We start from the raw sequence: 25,205 nt of genomic DNA on the forward strand, positions 1-25,205 counted from the left end.
CTATTATACCGAAAATCAAGCAGGGACGCTATCCGTCAGTTTGACAGTTCTATCCGTCTACAACCTAAAAAAGCCTACTCTGTTAAAGAGTAGACTTCTCTCGCATATTTTTAGAGGCAGCCACCAGTGCTTCCACCTTACCAAAATCGCCTTCATGTAATGCCGTAACAATGGCACTGCCAACAATCACCCCGTCACCTAGTTCGCCCATGCTCACCACTTGTTCCGGTGTCGATATCCCAAAACCTGCCAACACTGGAATGTGGCTCAATTCACGTAATCGCGCAAAATGTCCTGCTAAATCATCCGCAAAACTTGCACGTGTCCCTGTAATACCGTTTACTGTTACAGCATAGACAAAACCTTGGCTTGCTGTGGCGATACGCGCAATTCGCTCGGGTGGACTAGTTAATGATACAAGCTGTACAATATCCACGCCGTGTGGATTTAACTTTTCGCGTAAAATAGCACTTTCCTCTAGTGGTACGTCAGGTACAATCAAGCCTTTAACACCAGCTGCCAGACAAGCCTCCGCAAAGGATACTAATCCATAAGCCAATACAGGATTAAAATACGTCATCACCACTAACGGGACTGTTATTTCTTCACGGAATACAGCAAGTGTTTCTAACACTTTGCGCAATGTCACCCCTTCCGCTAAAGCACGCTCACCTGCCTGTTCAATTGTCGGTCCATCTGCTACAGGATCAGTAAATGGAATACCCACTTCAATCGCAGTGACTCCCAATTTTTGTAGCTTCAAGATAGTTGGTTTTATTGTTGAAAGTCCTCCATCGCCTGCCATGATATACGGCACAAAGGCTTTATTACCTGCTATTTTTACTTGCTCAATTGCCTGTTGTAATGTTGTCATGATACCCCACCTCCAAGTACTGCGTTGACTGTATGAACATCCTTATCACCACGACCCGATAAGCAAACAACAATGATGTCATCCACACGCATCGTTTTTGCAAGCTTTGTTGTATAAGCAATCGCATGAGAACTTTCCAGGGCTGGTAAAATGCCTTCAGTCCGGCATAGCAATTGCAACCCCTCCAGTGCTTCACTATCTGTAATTGAATCGAATTTCGCACGACCAATATCGTGTAAATAACAATGTTCTGGTCCCTTTCCTGGATAATCAAGGCCCGCTGAAATTGAATGCGCTTCCTGAATAAAGCCATCTTCATCCTGCAGTAAATACATGTAAGCACCATGTAAGACACCTAGCTGTCCCCCTGCAATGGCGGCTGCATGCTCGCCTGTTTCAATGCCATTACCTGCTGCCTCGACACCATACAAGGCAACCTTGTTATCATCTACAAATGGATGGAACATCCCAATGGCGTTACTCCCTCCCCCAATACAAGCAACAACAGCATCAGGTAAACGCCCTTCTTTATCTAAAATTTGTGCGCGTGTTTCAATACCAATAACGCGCTGGAAATCTCGTACAATTTTCGGAAACGGATGAGGCCCTAAAGCCGAGCCCAAAATATAATGGGTATCCTCGACATTTGTCACCCAATAGCGTAAGGCTGCATTAACTGCGTCTTTCAAAGTTTTTGAACCAGTTTCAACAGATTCGACTTTTGTGCCGAGTAACTCCATCCGGAAAACATTTAACTGCTGACGTTTAATATCCTCGGCCCCCATAAAGACCACACACTCAAGATTTAATAACGCACAAGCCGTCGCAGTCGCTACACCATGCTGACCCGCTCCTGTTTCAGCTACAATTTTCTTTTTCCCCATTCGTTTTGCGAGTAACGCTTGCCCGATGGCATTGTTAATTTTATGAGCACCTGTATGGTTTAAATCTTCGCGCTTTAAGTAGATTTTTGCACCGCCAAGTACTTTCGTTAAGTTTTCTGCAAAATAAAGTGGTGTTTCACGACCTACATATTCTTTTAAATAATAGGCCAGCTCATCTGTAAACACTTTGTCGGCCATCGCTTCGTCATAAGCCATTTCTAATTCCAACAGTGCTGTCATTAACGTTTCTGGAACAAACTGTCCACCAAATTTTCCGTAGCGCCCTTCCTTTGTCGGCACGCTATTTGCAATCGATTTCGTCATGTTACTCTCTCCTTTTTTACTAGCTGCAAAAATGCGACTATTTTTGCTATATCTTTGACACCTTCTGTCTCGACACCACTTGAAACATCTACCATAGACGGCGACACAAGTGACAGTGCTTCCTCGATATTTTCTACCTTCAAGCCACCTGCAAGAATTAGTTTTTCATGAGGAATGCCCGCTGCTTTAAGGAGCGTCCAGTCAAATGTATGGCCACTGCCTCCTTTATAATCCGTGCCAGGTGCATCAAATAAATAATAATCGACATCATAACATGCAGATTTTTGTACATCCTCCGCACAATGAACTGATAGGGCTTTAATAGCGGGATACCCTTGTTCTCGAATAAAATCAGGTGTTTCCTCCCCATGATATTGCACATAATCTAATGGCACTTCATTCACTGCGGCCTGAAGTTCTTCAGATGTGGGATTGACAAAAACACCAATTTTCAAGACCCCTTCAGGCACATACTTTGCTAATTCACGAGCCTGTTCAATCGACACTAGACGCTTGCTCGGTGCAAAAACAAAACCTATTGCATCCGCGCCGGCCTGCACCGCCGCTTGCACATGTTGCACTTCCTTCAAACCACAAATTTTCACCTTTGTCATACAGATGCACCGGCTTTACTTACTTGTAAGCTCCTTAAGGCTGCTCCTGCATCGCCACTACGCATTAACGACTCACCTACAAGAACACCACTAGCCCCTATCGCCGCCACTGTCTGGGCATCGTCTGTTGTCCAAATACCACTTTCACTAATGAGCACGCGCTCTTCATCAAAGGGAAAGGCTTCGGCAATTTCACGTGTACGCTCTAGACTCACTTCAAATGACCGTAAATCGCGATTATTGACACCAATTAATCTAGCACCGACAGCAATAGCTCGTTCAAGCTCCCGGATATCATGCACCTCTACTAATATTTCTAGCCCTAAACTTGTGGCATAGCTATATAAGTCACGGAAAAGCTCGTCTTCTAAGGCTGCCACAATTAGTAAAATAATTGATGCACCTGATGCTTTGGCAAATCGAATTTGTACACGGTCAATCATGAAGTCTTTACAAAGAATTGGTGTATTAACTGCATGCGCTACAGCTGCTAAATCATTAAACGAGCCTTTGAAAAACGCCTTATCTGTTAACACAGAAATTGCTGCTGCCCCAGCCTCTGCATAAATTTTTGCCTGTTTGACCGGATCTACCCCTTCGGCAATTACGCCCTTCGAAGGCGATGCACGCTTCATCTCAGCAATAACTTGCAATGTCTGTGATTTTCGTAATGTTTCAAACAAAGACATCCGCTTTTTTTCTATGAAGTTTGCTAATGGGTCAGGCTGTTCAAGTAAAGCTCCAACTTCTAATTTTTTTTGTTCAATAATTTTGTTTAAGATATTCATTGCCCTACCTCCACTTCTTTAATTTGCTCACTAAAGGCAACAACTGCCTCTAATTTCTGTAATGCTCGACCGCTCAATATACTATCCTTCGCCATGTCGACACCTTCTTTAACGGTTTGGGCGCTACCATAGCAAAACAATCCGATACCAACGTTTAGCAAAACTGTATCAAAGTAAGCACTTTCTTTACCAGCTAGTAATGTACGCATAATCCTCGCATTTTCTTCTGCATTGCCACCGCGAATTGCTTCTAACGGCGCATAGTTAAGTCCCGCATCCTCCGCCGTTAATGCAAACGGAATTAAATCTCCTTTATCTACAAAAACGAAGGTGTTCTGCCCAGCCAATGATGCCTCATCTAACCCTTGCGGACCAGAAACAACCATTGCCCGCTCACGGCCTAGCATTTGTAAAACAGAAGCATACTCCATGACAAAATTCGGTCGATTAATGCCTGTAAATTGTGTTGATAAAGAAACTGGATTTGTTAACGGACCAACAAGATTAAAAATGGTTGGCTTGCCAAGGGCACGACGCACCTCACCGATACGTTTTAATTTTGGATGAACATTTGGCGCATATAAAAAGGCAATGCCCTCTTTTTCCAAAAGCTCAATCGTCTGTTCTATGGAAATATTTGTGTGAATGCCAAGTGCCTCCAAAACATCAGAGCTACCCGAAGCAGAAGAAATTTTACGATTCCCGTGCTTTGCCATTTTGACACCTGCACCTGCTAATACAAACGCGGATGCAGTACTAATATTAAATGTATTTAAACCATCTCCACCGGTACCGCAATTATCCATATAAATATCCGATTTTGCGGGAACATCCAGTGCAAACGACCGCATAACTGTTGCTAATGCCGCCACTTCATGTGCTGTTTCACCTTTTAAAGACAAGTCCGTTAAAAAACTAGCTATTTCACCCTTTGGAGTGTCGTCCTGAAACATCCATTTTGCAATCTCTAACATTTCTTCGTACATTAAATGTTCTCGTTGCCGTACTTTCCCTCGTATTACGTCCATTAATTTGCACCTCCTTCTTTTCCGAGTAATTGTAAAAACAAGTCCTCTTCCTCTTCCACTTTTTTGAGAATTTCTTGGACATTACTATATTTCGTAATCGTTACAGTTGTTTGCATATGCATGGTTTCGTTTTCTACGATGATAGATTTCCCTGTTAGCGCAAAATCTAGATGTCCATTAAAGCCGATAAATCCTAGAGCACCACCAAAAATACCAGCACTTTGAGACATTTTCTTCAACTGATTTTTTGCATGTTCCTTCGGGATACCTGTAGAAGCGAATGGTGGTAAAGTTGCAGCTAATACATCTAAAGCATGTAGCATCGGTAAAATTTGCCCCTCTACACGTGAAGTCATATGCAGAGCTTGCTTTGAACGCTCAATTCTCATGGCATCTATGACTCGAATAGAATCGCGAAAGCATACAGCTTGAAGTTCTTGTTGCATAGCAGTAACTAATACAGCATGTGATTTCCTCACTTCCACGTTTTCATATAATTTTCGTTCATTTGCTAAGTCCTCTACTTTTGTGAGTCCACGTGAAGAGATTCCTTCAGTAGGAGTCGCAATGACACGTTCACCCTTTACTCGAATTAGGCTTTCTGGTGAGGTCCCCAAGACAATATGGTCATCAAACGTTACATAGTACATATAAGGGGCTGGATTTTTTTTACGTAGTTGACGATAGAGTGCGAAAGCGTCCCCTTGTAAATTGGCTAAAAACTGTTTCGATAGTACGACACGTGCATTTTCATCATCTAAAGAATCTTTTATTTTTGTTAAAGACATTTCAAAGTGGTCATTAGTTGTTGTATTGCTTGTTTGATAACTACAAATCGAATCCTCACTCTCTCTACCTTTTAACAGCTGCTCAGCTAATACTTCTAAATTTGGCTCTTTATTCTCAGCATCAATATTTGTATGAATCAATGTCACTTCGTCTGTAACGTGGTCAAAGACAATAATTGTTTCATAGACATGGAAATGTACATCCGGGAGCTGCATTTCTTCTTGATTGGTTGATAATATTGCCGTTGCACCCTGGCCAACATAACCAACTGCCCCACCTGAAAATGGAAATTGTGTTGTGTTGGAAATGCGGGGCATTAAGCGCTTTAATAGTACGAAGAGGTCACCCTTATGTGTATAGGTTTTCTGTGTTTTATAGGAAAATTCTTGGATTTCATTGCCTATGCCTCTATACGTCTTCCGCGGGTTGGCTCCAATGAACGAGAAACGTCCCGTACTCTCATGCTGTGAGGAACTTTCGAGCAAAAATTTGTGCGTACCTTGTAAACGTCTAAAAATTAATAGAGGTGTAAGTGAATCACCGTTAATCGTTTTCATCTTTGTTCTTGAACTCGTTGTTTGCATATAGACTAGTCTCCTTTACTCAAAAATAATTTCATACTAACTGGCTTGGGAAATCCCCAATAAGTGAAGCTTCAATCAGCGGGGTTTTCTTCACCCCTCCTTTAATTGAACCAATCGGGCTATTACGGTCAGTTGGTCGACCACCTATCTCATTATTCACATTGGGGTGGGCGGCTTACTGACCGTTAATGCAGGAAAACACAAAAAAGCCCTCTGCAAAAAGGATTTTCCTAATTGCAGAGGACGATCATGACCGCGTTGCCACCTCATATTAGAGCTATGTGCTCTCACTTGTGTGCTTCATCTATATGGCCTCAGCTAAATAGGCACGTTGCTTTGGAGCATAAAACAGCTCAGCTATACCTGCTGTTTACTTGCTAAAACAAAAATTCCATTTGAGGCTATAACCTTATCAACGAGTGTTTAAAAATCGCTAAAATAAGGTTGAAGCACCCCCGATAACGTGGGGAATCCGTTCGCTATTATAAATAGCGACTCTCATAAGTCCATTCACATAAGCTACAAATCAGTTTACACCACCCACTGACTCTCTTACATTGCACACCTATGCTACTACTCTTATTCAACAATTTCTCAGCTATTCTCGACTATACTCTGCTCATCTGTTCTAAGGCTGATCTCGCTCCCGAAACCTTCTACCTGTATCGAACGAAAAGTTAGACTTATTCTATGCCAATCCATCATAATTGTCAATTAATTCTGATTAAAATAAGTGATTATATGTAAAAGTAGCAAATGATATGGAGAAGGTAGAATTACCTCTAAAATTTCCTAAGAAAGCCAGATAAATATCCTATTCTTGAATAATTTCCATGTATTGACCTTATAAAAATATCAAGTTATAGTAATTTCACAAGGACTAACAAAAATTTTCTCCTTTCCACAAATTAAAACAAAAAGGCGACCACAGTCAATACTTCGTATGTGGTCGTCTTTTGCTATATTTTAAATTGTTGCACAAGGGATTGTAAGTGCTGTGCATTGTTACTTAATTCCTCAGCCACTGCATTGACCTGTTGAGTCCTAACGCTCACGCACTTTGCATCCCCTTTATGGCCAAATAAAATAGTATGTCTTAAAGTAGCAATGACCTTATAAGACAGTCTTATAGACAAACCTATATTTATTTTTTCAATGTAATCTCAAATTTGGAGCCAGCTTCTCCTGCAAAGACAATTCTACCGTTCTCTGGTAACAGAACTTCATTGTTACCGCTGACCACGGTGTAGTTAATGCAAATACCTGCTTGATCATATACAGCAAAAGAGCCCTTCGTAGGCATCTTAACCGTCATAACCTTTCCTTTTGCAGCCTCAGGCACTGAAAACCAGTTCGCATAGCCGTCCGCTTGAATCGTTGTCGAAGATATAAATTCTTTACCAGTGTAGAGCGGTTTTACAAGTTCCTCACTTGCGTATAAGTTACCTCCTGCTGTAACATACTCTAATCCGTTCTTCTTAAAGAAATTGATTTCCAAAGTATCTCTCCCAGCCATGCTAGGGATTTGCAGTTGGTTCGATGCATTGTTTTCTCCCATAATCTTATTACTTAAAAAATATCCTGGAACTTCTTTAACCGTATCAATAGTTATCATTGATCCAGAATTGAAGTAAAGCATCGAAGTATATTTCTCACTCACCAAGTAATATTTTTCACCTTCACGTTTCTCCCACGCGGCAGCTACGCCGCTGGGTAATACATTGGCTTCGAGCTTTTCAGCATTATACCCTGAGACAGCTGTTTGTCCTAGCCCCGGGAAGGTTATATACAAGCTGGACCATAAGTAAGTGCGCCCATTTTTCTCAACAACGAATTTTAATTTTTCTGTGCCTTCAGCGTTCACAAAAGAACCATCAGCTGTATACATATACTGTTTAACTGGATTGTCCGGAGCCGTTACCGTGGAAATTGACAATTCGCCTACAGGATTAATTTCTACCTTCATCAAATTACCAGAACCACCACCGTAAATACCTGCATACTGAGAAAATTCCTGCGGCATACTCGCCTTTATAGGCAAACCATGCAACTTGGCTGGCATCCGTTCATGAATAACCCCCTTCTCCTGAAGTGCACTAAGCAGCAGTTCATTCGCTAACAATTGATTTACTACGCTGGAACCACCTGAAGAAATAACAGCCGCAGCCATATTGTGTTGTGGAAGCACGACTAACGAAGAGTGATAATTCATCGTATCTCCACCTTTCGTAAGTGCCTTGATGCCGTATTCATTGAATGGGAATAAATTCACACTATCCCAGCCTAGCCCGTACGCGATGGAGGAAGGATCAGTTTGCTCTGGCCACATGCCTCTTTTATACTCTTCTTGTGCCATAGCTTCCACCGACTTCTTAGAAAGAATATTATCTACATGTCCAGTGAAAATTTGTGAGAATTTAACGAGATCTTCAGCTGTGGAGTACATGCCACCTGTTGCAATGATATTGTAATTCTCACTTGGGAGTTGGCCATTAAAAGCAGGGGAATAGATCCCGGCCATTGTCTTTGAATCCACTTGATCCAGCGGTGTTTTCGTGTGATTCATTTTCAGAGGCTCTGTCAAATACTTGTGTATAAAAGCTGTAAAAGACATGCCACTTACTCTCTCTACCAAAATCTCAGCTAATGTAAAACCATCGTTGCAATATACCGAGTACGCTCCTGGCTCTGCCTTTAAGTTTTGAGTCGCCAATTGCTCTAACAAATTATCGTGTGCATAAGTATCATTATCCCCATACAAACTTGTATTACGGTAAGAGGTTCCAAGAAGACCAGAGGAATGATTCAGCAGCATACGTGGTGTAATCTGTTTATAACGATCGTCTTTCATCTCAAAATCAGGTATATATTTTACAACGGGTAAATCCAAATCTACCTTACCTTCGTCTACAAGCTTCATAATGGCAGCTGTGAGTACCATTTTGCTTGTAGAACCTATACCATACATTGTATTTGAAGTAAGAGGTATATTGTCCTTTATGTCGTTTTTGCCTGCATGCCCTGAGATGACAATTTCTCCATCATCAATAATCGCATATTGCGCACTTGAGATGCCGTAAGTTTCTGTTATCAGCTTGGCTTTCTCAGTAGCTATTTTCTTAGTCGCATCAAATGTTACAACACTGCTATCGGTGGTTGTTGTGGCCTTTGCAGACATTGGAACTAACATTGATGCAGACATTGGAGCAAGCATTGTTAGCATGAGGGTTAAAGCGACGATTGGAGTTCGTTTTCTACCTGTTTTCGTGCCCATCTTCATTTTCATTACCTCTCTTATTTTCATTACCTCTCTTATTTTCATTCGTATCTTCTCCTCTCATTATCTGTTTATTGGGCTACTAACGGGCCCTAAGGAAAGCCTATACGACGAATATATACACCCAGTGACGTCAGTATGAACGGAGTATGAACAAACGAAAAAATGCTACAACGCACATGCAAGAAGCTTGCACACGATGCCGTAGCATGGGTCGTACGAGGACCGTTTCGTTTAGATAATGCGAATGAGCGCATGTTGTTTACATCAACTAGTTACAAACAAACTTTCATTTTTAAAATTATCTACTGTCTTGCTTTACTTCTTCCATAAACGCCCTGAAGTTTTCAGCGATTTCTTTTGATTTGGTATGGTGTAAATAATGTGTTCCTTCAAATGTCATCACTTTTCCATATACAGAATCTTTTACTTGCTCTTCATGTAGTGTTGACCATCCTTCAATTCCAGTACTATTCGGTTGTAAAAAGAAAATAACAGGCAAGTTTTTTGGGAATGTTAAATTTTCAGCTGCATTAAAATTAGGAGACCTATTTTCTATTTCATTCACAATGGTAGGATTTCTAAAGTTTTTGTAAGAAAGAATTCTCATTTGTTCTTTTGTTTCATCATCAACTGGTAGTGCAGCATATGGGTCAGCACTTAGTTTCATTACCAATCTGCCTAAACCTGATTCTTTGAGTAGTGTAATTACTGAATTAGGTATTGGAGATTCAACAACCTTATCACCATATTGCCTTGGAGCACTGCTATCGATCCCGACAAATGCACTCACTTCCTGTTCATATTTGTTCACATAATCTAGTCCGTAAATGCCCGCAATGGAGTGACCCATTAGAATATAGCGGTCAATTTTAAGAATCTGTAAAGCTTCATGAATTTCACTTACAATATTTTCTGTGCTTCGTTCTTTTTCGGTTATATCACTTAATCCATAACCAAATGGCTCAATCACTACGACTTTGTAAAATGGCGATAACTCTTCTACTAGCGGCTTAAAATCAAGTGCTGGTGTTCCTGTTCCCAAACCTGGTAGTAGCACGACGGTTTCTTCGCCTTGTCCTTGAATCAAAACATTCATATTTTTCCCATCTACTGTTACAGACTGACCATAGGGTTTTATTTTTCCTTCCTCTGATTTGCTAATGATCTTATCAACGACAAAAACGATGGCTATAAAAACGACGATTGCTATAACTAATGCTGCTAATATTTTAAGTAAAATGATAAGCATTTTTTTCATCTTATTAGCTGGTTTTTTGCCTGTTGTTGTGTCCAAGTCCATTTTCTTCACCTTTTGTATTTTCACTCACATCTTCTCCTATCGTTTTGGGCTACCTTTTAAGAGCCCTAAGGAAAGCCTAAACGACGAAGATATACTCACAGTGACGGCAATATGAACGGAGTATGAACAAGTGAAAAAAATGCTATCATCATATACACAGTGAAAAACCGCCCCAAAGGACGGTTTTCATATCACTTATGCACACTTACTTTGCTTCTTTCATAAATTCTCTAAAGTTGTCAGCGATTTCTTTGAATTGGGTATGGTGTAAATAATGTGATCCCTCCATTGGGATCATTTTTCCATATACAGAATCTTTTACTTGCTCTTCATGTAGTGGAATCCATCCTTCTACGTCTGCATTATTCGCTTGTACAAAGAGAAGAAGAGGAAGGTCTTTAGGAAATGTCAAGTCTTGAGCCCCTTTAAAATTAGAAGATATATGTTCCATTTCATTCAAGGTAGTGGCATTATACATGTTTTTATTCGAAATCATTTTCATTTGCTCGACGGTTTGAGCATCAAACGCTAGTCCAGCATAGGGGTCACCACTTACTTTCATGATCAATCTTAAGAGACCTGATTTTTCAACAAATGCAAACGTTTTTACTGGCAATTCGACATCCATACCCGGTTGTGTTGGAACACTGCTATCGATTCCGACAAATGCACTCACCTCGTCTTGATATTTGTTGACATAATCAAGTCCATAGATACCTGCAATGGAGTGGCCCATTAGCGTAAATTTGTCAATATCAAGCTGTTGTAAAGCTTCATGCATCTCACTGACAATATTCTCAGTGCTTCGTTCTTTATCGGTCTCATCACTTAATCCATATCCGAAAGGCTCAATCGCAACGACTTTGTAAAATGGAGATAACTCATCGATAAGCAGTTTAAAATCAAGCGCTGGTGTAGCTGTTCCATAGCCAGGTAGGAGCACGACGGTTTCTTCTCCTTCACCTTGAATGAAGACATTCATATTTTTTCCGTCTACTGTTACAAACTGACCATAAGATTCTATTTTTCCTTGCTCCATCTTATTGCAGATAATATTAACTAGAAAAACAATAGCTAGAAAAAGCACTATGACTATAGCTAAAACTGCTATTATTTTACCTATGATTGACAACGTTTTTTTCATGATGTTTGCACGAGTGGTGTAGAGCGGTATGCTCGTTCTCTACCTTGTACTCGTGCCTACCCTCCCTTTCATTCTCTATTCGTATGCGCTATCCACATCCGTATATTCCGGCTACTTTTACAAACCGATAAATACAGTTTATACAACGAAAGTGTACTCACGATGACAACAATATGTACGGAGTATGACACATAAAATAATGTTACGCGTCACATGCTAGAAAACTTTAATAGTAGCTTGGAGAATGTGGCTTAGACAATGTAATTGATACAAAACTATTACAATAATTGTGACAGGAATTTTTTCACTACACTTATTTTATTTCATCCATATACGCCCTGAAATTTTCAACAATTTCTTTTGCTTTGGTACGATATAAATAATGATCCCCTTCAAATGTCATCACTTTCCCGTGTACTAAATCTTTTATTTGTTTTTTATGCTCTGGTATCCATCTTTCAGTTACTTTATGATCTGCTTGTATAAAGAAAATAACGGGTAGATTTTTTGGGAATGATAAATTTTCAGCTGCTCTAAAATTAGCATACATATTTTCAGCTTCATTTAATTGGTTGGGATTAAACCTGTTTTTGTGTATAAGAATACTCAATTGTTCTTTTGTTTTATCATCATATGGTAGTGTAGCGTATGGGTCATCGCCTAGCTTGATTTGCAATCTGGCTAAACCTGATTTTTTGAGTAGTTTTAAAGTGCCTATTATTGGAGATCCAATCTTTTTCTCGCTTATCGTTGGCACACTGCTATCGAGCCCGACAAATGCACTCACTTCGTTTGGATATTTGTTCACATAATCCAGTCCGTAAATGCCAGAAATGGAGTGGCCCATTAGAATATAACGCTCAATGTTTAGCTGCTGTAACGCTTCATGTATTTCACTGACAATATTCTCTGTGCTTCGTTCCTTTTCGGTCAGTTCACTTAATCCATAACCAAAAGGCTCAATTACAACGACTTTGTAAAATGGAGATAACTCATCGATAAGTGGCTTAAAATCGAGTGCTGGTGCTGCTGTTCCATAACCTGGTAGGAGCACAACCGTTTCTTCTCCTTGCCCTTGAATGAAGACATTCATATTTTTCCCATCTACGGTTACAAACTGACCATAAGATTCTTTTTTTCCTTGCTCCATTTTATTGCAGACAATATTAACGAGAAAAACAATAGCTAGAAAAAGTATTATGGCTATAGCTAGAGCCGCTATTAATTTACCTATAATGGTTATCGTTTTTTTCATGATGTTTGCACGAGCACGAGGGTGTAGCGCGGCAATAGAAGGCCGTTTTCTCCTTTAGTCTCGTGCCTCTCCTCTCTTTCATTCTCTATTCGTATCTTCTATCCACATCCGTATATTTCGGTTACTTTTACAAACCGTTAAGGACAGCTTATACAATGAAGGTGTACTCCCTATGACCACAATATGAACGGAGTATGAACAAATAAAAAAATGTTACGGCGTCATATGCAACAAAGTTTACACATGACGTCATAACATCGAGAATACGAGGTTGTCACCATAATTTGAACGTACAATTTGTAGTTACTTGTTCGGTGTTGCAATGGGCAAGGTGACAATGAAAGTCGTTCCGTTGCCGGGTTCGCTTTCTACGCGGATGTTCCCTTGATGAAGCGATACAATCTGTTTAACAATGGCAAGCCCCATACCGCTACCAGTATACTTACGACTATGAGAACGATCGGCCTTAAAAAACCGCTCGAATATACGCTTCTGGTCCTCGTAGGAAATTCCAATGCCTTTATCGGATATTCGTACTGTCACGTTTTTGGTATCTTGTTTAATGCTGACGTTAATCACGCTGTCATCCTTGGAAAATTTGATACTATTCACAAGAATGTTTGTCCATACCTGGTTTAATTGATCATAATCAGCTTCTAGTCGAACGGCTTCCAAATTAAGCTCAAAACGGATGTTGCGAGCCATCCATTGCGGCTGAATAGCCACAATGACTCGTCTGATTTGTTCATCAACACTGACTGTGTCCAGCTGCAATTGCTGTGACTGCGATTCAAGCATACTCAGTTTTAATAGACTATCGCTCATCTTGGACATTCGATCTGCTTCAGCAATGATAATATCAAGATAACGATGTCTTTCGTTATGTGCGATGTCTTCTTGCTTGAGCGCTAGAGCATACCCCGATATTGAGGTAAGCGGTGACTGAACTTCGTGTGACACATTGGCTACAAATTCCCTCCTCATCTTCTCAAGTTGCTGCAGGTCGTGCGTCATTTCTTCGAAGCTACGCGCTAAAGTACCTAGCTCACCCGTTTGCTTAATATTCAGCTTGACATTAAAATCGCCACCTGCTATATGCCTAGTCGCTTTTGTCAGCTTTTTGATTGGTTTGACTAGGAACATGGCAGCAACCAGAATCAATAGGCTTCCTGCAATCAACGAATAGCTTGAAAAGTTTAAAATCCATTTTATTACAAAAGAGGTGGAAGGAGGGGCTATTGGTTCTACAAACATCGCTTGCTTGCCCCTTTCAGTTATCATCGGCAAGCCTAAGAGAACCGTAGAGACTCCACCCCGATTAACTTGAACTATTTCTCCATCTAGCACTTTTTTCACTTGTTCATTCGTTACAGTGATAAGTTTGTGTCCGTTCAATGCTCCGTATGACTGGAACTGCCCCGTATCTTCGTAAATTCGAATATGATAGGAATTGAGTTGATTCATGCCACTTACGAATGCGTCTGCTTCACGTAACGGCAATGTCTCATAAATCTTGGCGACGTCCTGACCAAAGTTTAGTAAGGGGATTCCCAAATTTTCGTTTAGTTTATCTTCAAATACCCAAGTTGCGACAAAAAAGGCAATGATCGTACCACCAATTACGGACACTAAAAATATTAGCACTACGCGTGTATATAAAGATTTGATCATTCATGCACCTCAAGGCGATAACCAAGCCCACGCACCGTTTCGATACGAAAATCGGTAGTAGTCGCAAACCGTTCACGCAGGCGTTTAATATGTACGTCTATCGTTCGATCATCTCCAGCGTAATCAATCCCCCAAATTTGATCGATTAACTGTACGCGCGTATAGACTTGTCCGGGAGTTCCGGCGAGCTTGTAAAGTAATTCGAACTCCTTCAATGGCAACGTGAGTGACTCCGTGCCCCTCATCACCTTATAGGTATGTCGATCAAGAATGATGTTGCCGAATTGAATCGTCTGCGTTGAGCCAATTCGGTATCGTTTCAATAATGCCTTAACACGAACTGACAACTCCAACGGATCGAATGGTTTCGTCAAATAATCATCTGCTCCAAGTTCAAATCCTTTCACTTTCTCCCATGTTTCGCCCCTTGCAGTCAGTAAAAGTAACGGAAGATCAGGATTGGCTCTTCGGAGCTCCTTACACAATGCCCAACCATCCATTATCGGCATCATGATATCGAGCACAACAAGATCAACTTGTTCCGTAGCATAAACGGCCAATGCTTCCTTGCCATCTGCCGCTTCTACAGTTGTGAATCCGTCCTTGCGTAAAAATAAACAAACGAGTTCGCGAATGTTCACATCGTCGTCAGCAACTAGTATAGTAGTCATGTGTTCCATCTCTCCCTGTTTTACATGCCATATTTGAAATAATCATTATACTATAAATATAATAGAATTCCCTCTAATCTCCCTCTAATTGTGAGCTGCATATTAGTAACTGTGCCAGCGTTCGTATGCGAAATTCACAACAAACTGAGTCTCTTTCATTATCAACTATTCTTACAACCGATATGTGAACAGTCGCTGCATGCAATCAGCTATTAAACGATAAAACTTTATAACCATGATGGGGTTTATGCATAAAAAAAGATGCCGTCTGTAAATTACAGACAGCATCTTCTTCAAGTTGACTAGAGTTTTTAACATGTCCTATATAAAGGGCAGGGACACTTCATCTAGCAAGTAAGATAATGAAAATTTATTAAACAGTAGGTTCGTCAGTACCCCATTGTTTTTTCTCTTTTTTGTGTAGCTGACCATCTGATTTTTTCATCTCACGGATTTTTAGTGAGTACCAGATTTGTGCTGCGATACAAATAGAAGAATACATACCAGTGATTAAACCAATTAATAACGCAATTGAGAAGTTTTGAATAGATGGTGCCCCTAAAATTAACAAGGCCACAACGACGATAATTACTGTTAATACCGTGTTCACAGAGCGTCCCATTGTTTGACGTAATGATTTATTCACGATATTCGCCAGTACTTCACGATCTTGAATGGTATCATATTGATTTAAGTTTTCACGCATCCGGTCAAACGTAACGATTGTATCATTGATAGAGTAACCGACTATCGTCAGCACTGCAGCAATGAACGTTATATCTACTTCTAAACGGAAGAAGCTAAATACAGCAACAATTAAGAATACGTCATGGAGCAAGGATACAATTGCCCCTACACCCATGCGCCATTCGAAACGAACCGCTACATAGATAATGATGCCAAGAGCAGCAAGTGATAAAGCATAAATCGCATTTTTCACAAGCTCTTTTCCGACTGTCGCTGAAACAGTACTAACTGACGGTTCATGGCCATATTTTTCGCCAGCATCTTTTTTGAATTTTAAAATCTCATCTTGTGATAAGTCATCTTTATAACGGATAACCGCCGAATTGCTCTTTTCACCAGAAAGAACGATATCCTCTGATGGGAAGCCGATGCTATCGATATATTTAGAGACTTCTTCTTTGTTTAATGTTTGGTCTGCTTCAATCTGCACACGTGTACCACTTGAGAAATCAATGCCAAGATTTAAGCGGAAGATACCAATGACTACTAAACCAGCTACTAAAATAGCTAATGAGAAGGTATAGAATTTTTTACGATTATGAACAAAGTCAAAACGATCAAACTTCGTTGATAAATCTAGCGTACCTATATTTTCGTCTAAACTATGCTGTTTAGATTTTGCAATCCCAAATAAAGCTGGGTTATTGACGTAACCACTGTTCACAAGTAATCCCAATAGTACTCGAGATCCCCAAACAGCTGTTAGGAAACTTAGTAAAATCGAAATAATTAATGTTGTAGCAAAACCTTTAACAGAGCTTGTCCCAAATTGGAAGAGTACAGCTGCTGCTAATAACGTAGTTAATTGCGCATCGATAATTGCAGATAACGATTGTTTCGAACCTATTTGGAACGCCTGCTTTACCGAGTGTCCTACGCGCAGTTCCTCTCGGATACGCTCCGCAGCTAAAATATTCGCATCTACTGCCATACCAATACCGAGCACAATGGCTGCAATACCTGGAAGTGTTAAGACAGCATTAATCCAATCGAATACGACAAGGACTAGGAATGTGAAAATGCACAGTGTAATAATTGATATGAAGCCAGGTAAACGATAATAGAATAGCATGAAGAGGAAGATGATAACTACCCCTACAATTCCGGCAAAAACTGTACTTTTCAGTGCTTGGTCACCAAATTGTGCGCCAACTGAAGTAGAGTAAGTTTCCAGTAGTTTTACTGGGAGTGCCCCAGCATTTAATATGCCTGCCAAATTTTTTGTTTCTTCAACTGTAAAATTACCACTAATCATTACATCTGTAGTGTTTAATGTTTGGCTTACTGTTGCAGCTGACGCATAGCGAGGTTTAGCTTTTTGTGATTCCGCTTTATATGAATCAACACCCTCTTCAAAGTCTAACCATACAACAAGTAAGTTCTGACCTGCTGGCTTTGCTGCAATTTTACTTGTAATATCCGCAAATTTTTTCGCATCTTTTAATGTAAGTGAAACAATTGGACGATTTTGTTGGTCAAATGAATCACTAGCACCATTTGCCTTTAAATCATCACCGTCTAATAATAAATTATCATCGACATCACGGAATGTTAAGTTCGCTGAAGTCGACAATAATTTACGCGCAGATTCTTGGTCTTCGACACCCGCTAATTGCACACGAATGCGGTTCTCACCCTCAACCTGAATGCTAGGCTCACTAACCCCCATCGTATTAATACGATTGTTAAGAGCCGTTGCAGTAGCTGTCACAACTTCTGGTGTGATTTTTTGTCCTTCTTTTAATTCTTGTACTTCATAAAGAACCTCAAATCCGCCCTGTAAATCAAGGCCAAGCTTAATGTCCTTTAAGACGCCTTCTACAGTCGTACTCATGGTAGATATAAATAACACCATAAGCAGCACGAATGCAACAATACGACTTCTTAATTTCATCTAAAAATCCTCCTCGAAATGGTGCAAGGACAACCCTTACACTACAAACAAGTATACTTGCAATACTTTTGAAGCGTTTATTCCTCCTTTTCTTCTAGAATAATATTACTTGTGCTTCAAAAGAAATTGCTCTACTTAGTTCAATCGTTCAATAACGCGCACATTTATACAGCTTGTTTTTTTGACGAAACTTGTACAAAGTAAAAAAGCGCAACACACTCATTATGAAACACGTTGCGCTTGGTGTCAATTCTACACTGTAGTATTCTTTTAATCTTTTACAGATCCTACATATTCTGGTTCGACATTAACAGGACCAAGCAATAATTTTAGCTCGTCCGTGTTCACTTCTGCAAACCAATCATTACTTTGTAAAAACTCCACTTGGTTAAACGATACGATATCGGACGGCCTTACAGCAAAAATAGTAGCGATTACTTCATAAAGGCGTAATTGCTCGATATTTTTTTTCCGCCACTTCTTTTCTACACAAAAACGCCATAGTTCCTCCGCTGTAATAGCATCGTACTGAAAGTGCTTGAATTCTTCTATCTTACTATCAATTGCCGGACGAATTTTTTCAAATAGTTGCGCATGTTGCATACTCATTTTGAATCATCTCCAATCAAAGTTGTATCGTAAGACGTGTTTGCATACAAATAGTGTAAATGAATTTTTGCGGCTTGAGAAGGGACGGATGGCATGAGTTCTTTTGTACGTGGTACATTATTTTTAATGTTTGTTATTTTTTTATCTAAACTCTTTGGCTTCTTTTATAGAATGCAATTTATGCGTATTGCAGGTGAAGAGGCTGTCGGTATTTATATGACCGCCTATCCTGCATTTATTTTCTTCATCTCACTCATTCAATTAGGACTACCTATCGCCGTGGCAAAAATTGTGGCAGAGTTACTAGCAAAAAACAAACGAGAAAGCATTTTCGGTGTTATGCGTACGGCCATTCTCTGGTCGTTTATTGGTATGATTGTTTTTATGCCACTCGTTGCACTCACTATACCTTACATTTCTTCTACACTTTTACATAATGAACAAACAACATTTACACTATGGATTGCACTCTTTGCTGTACCTGTATCCGTTGGCTCTGGATTATTGCGTGCCTATTTACAAGGTGTCGCTAAAATTACGCCAACGGCTTGGGCACAAATGCTTGAACAAGTTGTACGCATAGGTTTCATTACCTTTATGCTACCCTTTGTGGCTGCCTATAATAATGCGGCAGTGACAGCGGCCTCTGCCATGGGTATTACGCTTTTAGCGGAAGTAGTTGCTTTCTTGTATTTATGGCTCCACTATATCGTTTCAAAGAAAAGATTATTGACACGGAAAAGCAAAATTGAGTCCTATCCTGCCTCCCCAATGCTACGAGTTGCACTACCGTCTGCGGGAAGCAAGCTTTTTGGCTCCTTCACATGGTTTTTAGAGCCCATTATATTTTTAAAAGCATTAACAATGGCAGGTCTAACCGCTTCTGCGGCAACCATTCTATATGGGGTCATTTCAGGCGTTTTAGTCCCACTTTTATTATTCCCAGCATTCGTATCCACCGCACTGTCAATCGTATTGATACCTGCTGTTAGTGATGCTGTAGCACGTCAACATACATCTCTCTTACAGGAGAGGATTTCTGTCTCCTTACGCCTTTCCTCTTTGGTTGGTTGCTTTGCCGCTACGTATTTTTTTATTCATGGGGACGAACTTGCTATGAAGCTCTTCCACTTAGAGGAAAATCGTGGCTATGTGAAAATTTTAGCACCAATTTTTTATTTTTATTATATTCAAAGTCCATTACATTCGATTTTGCAAGCCATTGGCGAGGCGCGAGCTGCCATGATGAATTCCATATATGGCGGCCTTGGTAAATTATTTGTCATGTTTGTCCTTGCTTCACAATCGGGTATACAGGAAAAAGGGGCTGTTGTAGCCATTGGCTTTGGTGTGTTGCTCACATCGTTCTTGCACATTGCGACGGTACGACAACGTAAAAACTTACGCGCTGGCTTCCGTATGTTCGTTGTTCCTTATAGCTGCTTTATAGCCGTTTGTATCGCGCAATATTTTATCATGCAGTTCATGCCGCTTCCGTTTATTTTAAGTAGCTGTGTTACGCTATTTTTACTGTTCACGTTCTTATTGTTTTCCAATCAGTTACGCATGACAGATTTACGCTATATTCGCAAGCTGGCAAAAAAAGTTTAGGATTCTTTCAGTTGAATATGGAGTCGATTGTCCTCCCATATACAAAAAAACACAGCACTACTGTCCTTAATATTGTTTTTGTCAAGCTCTGCCATTAACCATTCAACATCTTTATGCATAATCATTAAATGCCTTTCCTGAATATCACCGTCGATAATAAGTGGATAGACAAAAGCCTTCTCATCTTTCTTATAAACGGATAGATTGCCAGAAGGCTCTAAATATGCATACGCAATTTCTGTAACAGAAGCGATACCATGTTCACGTAATTGCTGACATAAATCATCTAAATTATAGCGTTGTTTGCGCATTTCACGTTCTAAGATGACACCATCTCTAACAAGTAACGCTGGTTCACCATCAACTAAATCACGGATTTTTTTATTTTTTAACGATAAATAGGCACTGGTGATTTGAATAATCAGCAATATGAGTATTGGCAAAATCGCATTAAATAACGGATTTTCATAGTCATCCAGTGCAAAGGCAGCTACCTCTGCAATTAACACAAATACAACTAAATCGATTACAGATAACTCACCGACTTCCCGTTTACCCATTAATCGAAATATTATTAGTATGAACACGTATAGAAAACATGTTCTAAAGATAATCGTTAAATATTCTTCCATACAGACACCCCCATACTATCAAGGTGACCGTGTTAGTGATTTTTTATACAAAAAAAGCTGTGTCAAAATGTATCACCATTTCACGACATAGCTTTTTGTAAAATTTCATAAGGCGCTGTCCAAATAACTTTGGAACAACGCCTCTTTGAATTATTTTTGGTCATTTGCGATGCGTCCGATTGCTTGACGGTCAAATTTCACACGTACATTATCAGCAATGATTAATGTTACAGATGTGTCCTCAATTGAGTCAACAACACCATGTAAGCCACCGATTGTAATAATTTTATCACCACGTTGTAAGCTACTTTGCATATTTTGCGTTTCCTGTTGTCTTTTTTTAGCAGGACGGATTAAAATAAACCACATCGCAACGAACATTATTAAAATCATTATTAAGCCAGAATATTGCTCCATAATTCTTGCCCCCTTTCCAAATCTCACTTTTTTAGTATAGACCATTCCACCCTAAAAAAGCGATGGACTAGCCCAAAATTTTTCTATATTATCAATAGTTTTTCTATTATAGGTAAAATTTCGCTAATATATATTCCAAAACTAGAAGTTTTTTGCATTCGGTTCGTTAAATCCATACTTCTCGAAAAACTCTTCACGGAAATCACCTAGGCGGTCCTCACGAATTGCTTCACGCACCTGCTCCATTAATTTCAACAGGAAGTGAAGGTTATGATAAGACGTTAAACGAATCCCAAATGTCTCTTCTGTACGAATTAGATGACGCACGTAAGCACGAGAATAGTTTTTACAAGTATAGCAGTCACAGTTTGGATCGATTGGACCAAAGTCACGAGCATACTTTGCATTTTTCACGACCAAGCGGCCTTCAGATGTCATTAATGTCCCGTTACGTGCAATACGTGTCGGTAATACACAGTCAAACATATCAATCCCACGAATTGCTCCATCAATAAGTGAATCAGGTGAACCAACCCCCATTAAGTAACGAGGTTTGTTATCAGGCATTAATGGTGTCGTGAATTCTAATACTTTGTTCATGATATCTTTAGGCTCACCCACCGATAAACCACCAATCGCATAGCCCGGGAAGTCAAGCTCTACTAACGCCTCCGCTGAGCGACGACGTAAATCTTCGTATTCGCCACCTTGAATAATCCCAAATAAACCTTGCTCTTCTGGACGAGCGTGCGCATCTTTACAACGCTTCGCCCAGCGTGTTGTACGGTCTACCGATTTTAACATATATTCATGTGTTGCAGGGAATGGTGGACATTCATCAAATGCCATCATAATATCGGATCCAAGATCATTTTGAATTTCCATAGCCTTTTCTGGACTTAAAAATAGCTTGTCCCCGTTCAAATGGTTACGGAAATGTACACCTTCCTCTTCAATTTTACGGAATTGGCTAAGTGAAAATACTTGGAAACCACCTGAATCTGTTAAAATTGGACGATCCCAGTTCATGAATTTATGCAAGCCACCTGCTTCCTTAACGATATCATTACCTGGACGTAGCCATAAGTGATACGTATTTGAAAGAATAATGCCTGCATTCATTTCTTTTAATTCCTCAGGAGACATCGTTTTAACAGTTGCCTGTGTTCCGACTGGCATAAATGCTGGCGTTTCAAATGATCCATGTGGTGTATGCACGATGCCAAGACGTGCCCCTGTTTGCTTACAAGTATGGAGTAGTTCATAACGAATTGCTGGTTGTGTCATAAAATAAAAATTCCTCTCTTATCTGAAGTAAAAACAGTACTTCGATTTTGTTTCGGTTAAAGTCTTTGTGGTCGAATAAACATCGCGTCGCCAAAGCTAAAGAAGCGGTATTTTTCTTCTACAGCTTGATGATAGGCACTTAAAATAGTATCTCTTGTGGCAAGTGTACTAACAAGCATCACTAGCGTAGATTTAGGTAGATGGAAGTTTGTAATGAGGCCATTCACTACGGTAAATTCATAGCCCGGATAAATGAAAATGGATGTCCATCCTTGTTCTGCACGCACTTCGCCTCCATATTTTGAGCCGATTGTTTCTAAAGTACGTGTAGACGTTGTACCTACAGCTACAACATTGCCTCCATTAGCCTTTACACGATTAATGGTCGCTGCCGCCTCTTCGGTAACACTATAAAATTCCGCATGCATCTCGTGGTTTTCAATCGAATCAACACTTACAGGCCGGAAAGTTCCAAGGCCAACATGCAAGGTAATGAAAACAATTTCTACACCTTTCGCTTTCACTTGTTGTAATAATTCCTGTGTAAAATGAAGACCTGCTGTTGGCGCCGCCGCTGAGCCACGTTCTTTTGCATACACGGTTTGATAGCGCTCTTGGTCGTCTAATTTTTCACGAATATATGGTGGCAGTGGCATTTCCCCTAACCGCTCTAAAATTTCGTAAAATATACCGTCGTAATTAAACGCAAACAAACGTCCGCCATGATCAAGTTCACCCGTACATGTTGCCGTCAATAAACCGTCTCCAAATGTCACAACCGTACCGACTTTAACACGTTTGGCTGGCTTTACAAGAGTTTCCCACTCGTCAATGCCAGCAGTTTGCTTTAATAACAACACCTCAATATGGGCACCTGTTTCCTCTTTCACACCCATTAAGCGCGCTGGTAAAACACGTGTATCATTTAACACAAGGCAGTCACCTGCATTTAGTTCATCTACTATATGTGCAAAATGATGGTGCTCTACTTCTTTTGAACCTGGTGTAACCACCATTAAGCGACTCGCTGTACGGTCCACAAGCGGTGTTTGCGCAATAAGTTCTTCGGGTAATTCAAAATCAAAATCTTCTACACGCATTAAAAAAACTTCCTTCTTCTATGTTTGTTGGGGATAATCATATCCAAAATGTTCGTAAGCTAGATGTGTTGCTACACGACCACGTGGTGTACGTTGTATAAAACCAATTTGCATCAAATATGGCTCATACACATCTTCAATCGTCACACGTTCCTCACCAATGGAAGCTGCAAGTGTATCTAAGCCTACTGGACCTCCACGGAAGCGCTCAATCATATTGGTCACAAGTTTATGGTCAATATGGTCAAGCCCTCTAGGATCAACCTGTAGTAACTCCAAAGCTTGCTGCGCAAGGTCCTCCGTTATCATACCATCTCCAAGGACCTGTGCATAATCTCGCACTCGTTTTAGTAAACGATTGGCAATACGTGGGGTACCACGAGAACGTCTTGCCATTTCTCCTGCAGCCACTTGCTCAATATCAACATCAAATAAATGTGCACTGCGCACAACAATTTCAGCGAGTGATATATCATCATAATATTCTAAGCGTAACAGCACCCCAAAACGATCGCGCAGTGGTGCAGACAAAGCTCCGGCTCTTGTGGTAGCACCAACAAGTGTAAATGGGGGTAAATCAAGCCGAACAGAGCGAGCTTCAGGCCCCTTGCCTACAACGATATCTAGACAAAAATCCTCCATTGCTGGATAAAGCACCTCTTCAATCGCACGAGGCAGACGATGTATTTCATCAATAAATAAAACATCACCTGGTTCAAGTGAGCTTAATATTGCCGCTAAATCCCCTGGTCGTTCGATTGCTGGGCCACTCGTCATGCGCACATTGACATGCATTTCATTGGCAATGACTGCAGCTAATGTTGTTTTTCCAAGCCCAGGAGGACCGTATAACAGCACATGATCTAAACTTTCCTGACGAAGCTTGGCCGCTTCAATGAAGATTTGCAAATTCTCTTTTACCTTATGCTGTCCAATATATTGCGCTAGCCTTTGTGGTCGAAGAGATAATTCAAACTGGTCATCATAGCTACCTGCTTCACTTGCCATCATTCGTTCTGACATGTACTTGCCCTCCTTTCTTTATTTTAACTTCAATAGTAATTGCAATGCTTGTTTCATATAAGCATCTGTCGTTTCAAGCTTATCATTATCCTCTAGCTGTGGACGAATTTTTTCCAGTTCCTTTTCAGAATAACCAAGTGCCATTAGCGCAAGTATGGCTTCTTCAAGCTCATGCTTATGCGGATTGACACCAAATAACGGTAATTCATCATCTGTACTAGGTAATTCGATTGTATCCATTAAGGAACCCAGCTTGCCTTTTAAATCTAAAATCATTTGACGTGCCGTTTTTTTGCCCACACCTGGGAATTTCACTAAAAACGTCTCATCCTCGCGTTCAATGGCACTTATTACCTGTTGTGGATTACCAGTCGCCAAAATCGCAAGCGCCCCCTTCGGCCCGATACCTGACACTAAAATCAGTTTACGAAATAGCTCTCGTTGATCTAAATTTGGAAAACCATATAGCACCTGTGCATCCTCACGTACATGCAAATGGACATATATTTGTTGCTCCAGTGCCGCCGTGCGAAACGCAAATGGATTAGGTGTATTCAACTGCCAGCCAATCCCTTGTTGCTCAAGCACAATATACTCTGGGGTAATACGCATTATCTGCCCTTTTAAATAATCATACATATAAAATCCCTCACATTCATCGTCTTCGATTATAGCATAT

21 protein-coding genes and 1 other annotated feature are annotated in these 25,205 nt (G+C 40.3%); of the genes, 1 reads left to right on the forward strand and 20 read right to left on the reverse strand.

Annotated elements, in window-relative coordinates:
* Nucleotides 1-82: 82 nt before the first annotated feature.
* The 14 genes from trpA to C9J31_RS16460 all read right to left on the reverse strand — a co-directional run bounded on the left by trpA (nt 83) and on the right by C9J31_RS16460 (nt 18,456).
* The gene (gene trpA / locus C9J31_RS16395) at nt 83-874 is read right to left on the reverse strand and encodes a tryptophan synthase subunit alpha (RefSeq protein WP_107950605.1); all 792 of its coding nucleotides are present in this window, start codon (nt 872-874) and stop codon (nt 83-85) included.
* The gene (gene trpB / locus C9J31_RS16400; RefSeq protein ID WP_107950606.1) at nt 871-2,082 is read right to left on the reverse strand and encodes a tryptophan synthase subunit beta; all 1,212 of its coding nucleotides are present in this window, start codon (nt 2,080-2,082) and stop codon (nt 871-873) included. Before trpB ends, trpA begins: the two co-directional genes overlap by 4 nt.
* Entirely contained in the window at nt 2,079-2,696 is a 618-nt protein-coding gene (locus tag C9J31_RS16405; RefSeq protein WP_107950607.1) for a phosphoribosylanthranilate isomerase, read from the reverse strand. Before C9J31_RS16405 ends, trpB begins: the two co-directional genes overlap by 4 nt.
* Nucleotides 2,693-3,484 (reverse strand): indole-3-glycerol phosphate synthase TrpC, encoded by a 792-nt coding sequence (gene trpC, locus C9J31_RS16410; RefSeq protein WP_107924820.1) that lies wholly within the window; start codon nt 3,482-3,484, stop codon nt 2,693-2,695. The genes C9J31_RS16405 and trpC overlap by 4 nt, the downstream gene beginning before the upstream one ends.
* A complete protein-coding gene (trpD, locus tag C9J31_RS16415) occupies nt 3,481-4,512 on the reverse strand; it encodes an anthranilate phosphoribosyltransferase (RefSeq protein WP_107950608.1) in 1,032 nt (343 codons plus the stop codon). The genes trpC and trpD overlap by 4 nt, the downstream gene beginning before the upstream one ends.
* Nucleotides 4,512-5,885: a chorismate-binding protein gene (locus C9J31_RS16420; protein WP_107950609.1), complete on the reverse strand. Its 1,374-nt coding sequence runs from the start codon at nt 5,883-5,885 to the stop codon at nt 4,512-4,514. Before C9J31_RS16420 ends, trpD begins: the two co-directional genes overlap by 1 nt.
* Before the next feature lie 236 nt (nt 5,886-6,121).
* Nucleotides 6,122-6,481: a binding site (T-box leader), on the reverse strand.
* A gap of 548 nt (nt 6,482-7,029) precedes the next feature.
* A complete protein-coding gene (locus C9J31_RS16425) occupies nt 7,030-9,207 on the reverse strand; it encodes a serine hydrolase domain-containing protein (RefSeq protein WP_420798431.1) in 2,178 nt (725 codons plus the stop codon).
* A gap of 256 nt (nt 9,208-9,463) precedes the next feature.
* The gene (locus C9J31_RS16430) at nt 9,464-10,465 is read right to left on the reverse strand and encodes an alpha/beta fold hydrolase (RefSeq protein WP_107950650.1); all 1,002 of its coding nucleotides are present in this window, start codon (nt 10,463-10,465) and stop codon (nt 9,464-9,466) included.
* Nucleotides 10,466-10,670: 205 nt separating this feature from the next.
* Entirely contained in the window at nt 10,671-11,609 is a 939-nt protein-coding gene (locus C9J31_RS16435) for an alpha/beta fold hydrolase (protein ID WP_107950610.1), read from the reverse strand.
* 313 nt (nt 11,610-11,922) lie between these two features.
* The gene (locus tag C9J31_RS16440) at nt 11,923-12,864 is read right to left on the reverse strand and encodes an alpha/beta fold hydrolase (RefSeq protein ID WP_107950611.1); all 942 of its coding nucleotides are present in this window, start codon (nt 12,862-12,864) and stop codon (nt 11,923-11,925) included.
* A 303-nt stretch (nt 12,865-13,167) separates the two neighbouring features.
* Complete coding sequence (locus tag C9J31_RS16445) at nt 13,168-14,535, reverse strand: sensor histidine kinase (protein WP_107950612.1); 1,368 nt, start codon at nt 14,533-14,535, stop codon at nt 13,168-13,170.
* Nucleotides 14,532-15,206 carry a response regulator transcription factor gene (locus tag C9J31_RS16450; protein ID WP_107950613.1) on the reverse strand — a complete coding sequence of 225 codons (675 nt, stop codon included), beginning with the start codon at nt 15,204-15,206 and terminating at the stop codon, nt 14,532-14,534. The genes C9J31_RS16445 and C9J31_RS16450 overlap by 4 nt, the downstream gene beginning before the upstream one ends.
* A gap of 373 nt (nt 15,207-15,579) precedes the next feature.
* Nucleotides 15,580-17,847, reverse strand: coding sequence for a protein translocase subunit SecDF (secDF, locus tag C9J31_RS16455; protein ID WP_107950614.1), 2,268 nt, complete (start codon nt 17,845-17,847; stop codon nt 15,580-15,582).
* 270 nt (nt 17,848-18,117) lie between these two features.
* Entirely contained in the window at nt 18,118-18,456 is a 339-nt protein-coding gene (locus C9J31_RS16460) for a post-transcriptional regulator (RefSeq protein WP_107924827.1), read from the reverse strand.
* A gap of 93 nt (nt 18,457-18,549) precedes the next feature.
* Between C9J31_RS16460 and C9J31_RS16465 the strand changes: the two genes are divergently transcribed.
* Nucleotides 18,550-20,067, forward strand: coding sequence for a putative polysaccharide biosynthesis protein (locus C9J31_RS16465; RefSeq protein WP_107924828.1), 1,518 nt, complete (start codon nt 18,550-18,552; stop codon nt 20,065-20,067).
* Here C9J31_RS16465 and C9J31_RS16470 read toward each other — a convergent pair.
* The 6 genes from C9J31_RS16470 to ruvA form a co-directional block, all read right to left on the reverse strand.
* On the reverse strand, nt 20,064-20,699 hold the full coding sequence (locus C9J31_RS16470) for a DUF421 domain-containing protein (protein ID WP_107924829.1): 636 nt from the start codon (nt 20,697-20,699) through the stop codon (nt 20,064-20,066). The genes C9J31_RS16465 and C9J31_RS16470 overlap by 4 nt on opposite strands.
* 150 nt (nt 20,700-20,849) lie before the next feature.
* A complete protein-coding gene (gene yajC / locus C9J31_RS16475) occupies nt 20,850-21,116 on the reverse strand; it encodes a preprotein translocase subunit YajC (RefSeq protein ID WP_107923544.1) in 267 nt (88 codons plus the stop codon).
* A 141-nt stretch (nt 21,117-21,257) separates the two neighbouring features.
* Nucleotides 21,258-22,403 (reverse strand): tRNA guanosine(34) transglycosylase Tgt, encoded by a 1,146-nt coding sequence (tgt, locus tag C9J31_RS16480; protein ID WP_054768094.1) that lies wholly within the window; start codon nt 22,401-22,403, stop codon nt 21,258-21,260.
* A 56-nt stretch (nt 22,404-22,459) separates the two neighbouring features.
* Nucleotides 22,460-23,503, reverse strand: coding sequence for a tRNA preQ1(34) S-adenosylmethionine ribosyltransferase-isomerase QueA (gene queA, locus C9J31_RS16485; protein WP_107950615.1), 1,044 nt, complete (start codon nt 23,501-23,503; stop codon nt 22,460-22,462).
* Between the two features lie 18 nt (nt 23,504-23,521).
* Nucleotides 23,522-24,526 carry a Holliday junction branch migration DNA helicase RuvB gene (gene ruvB / locus C9J31_RS16490; RefSeq protein WP_054768092.1) on the reverse strand — a complete coding sequence of 335 codons (1,005 nt, stop codon included), beginning with the start codon at nt 24,524-24,526 and terminating at the stop codon, nt 23,522-23,524.
* An 18-nt stretch (nt 24,527-24,544) separates the two neighbouring features.
* The gene (ruvA, locus tag C9J31_RS16495; protein WP_107923543.1) at nt 24,545-25,165 is read right to left on the reverse strand and encodes a Holliday junction branch migration protein RuvA; all 621 of its coding nucleotides are present in this window, start codon (nt 25,163-25,165) and stop codon (nt 24,545-24,547) included.
* Nucleotides 25,166-25,205: the final 40 nt, after the last annotated feature.

The organism is Lysinibacillus parviboronicapiens (assembly GCF_003049605.2).
In the GTDB taxonomy this organism is placed as follows: domain Bacteria; phylum Bacillota; class Bacilli; order Bacillales_A; family Planococcaceae; genus Lysinibacillus; species Lysinibacillus parviboronicapiens.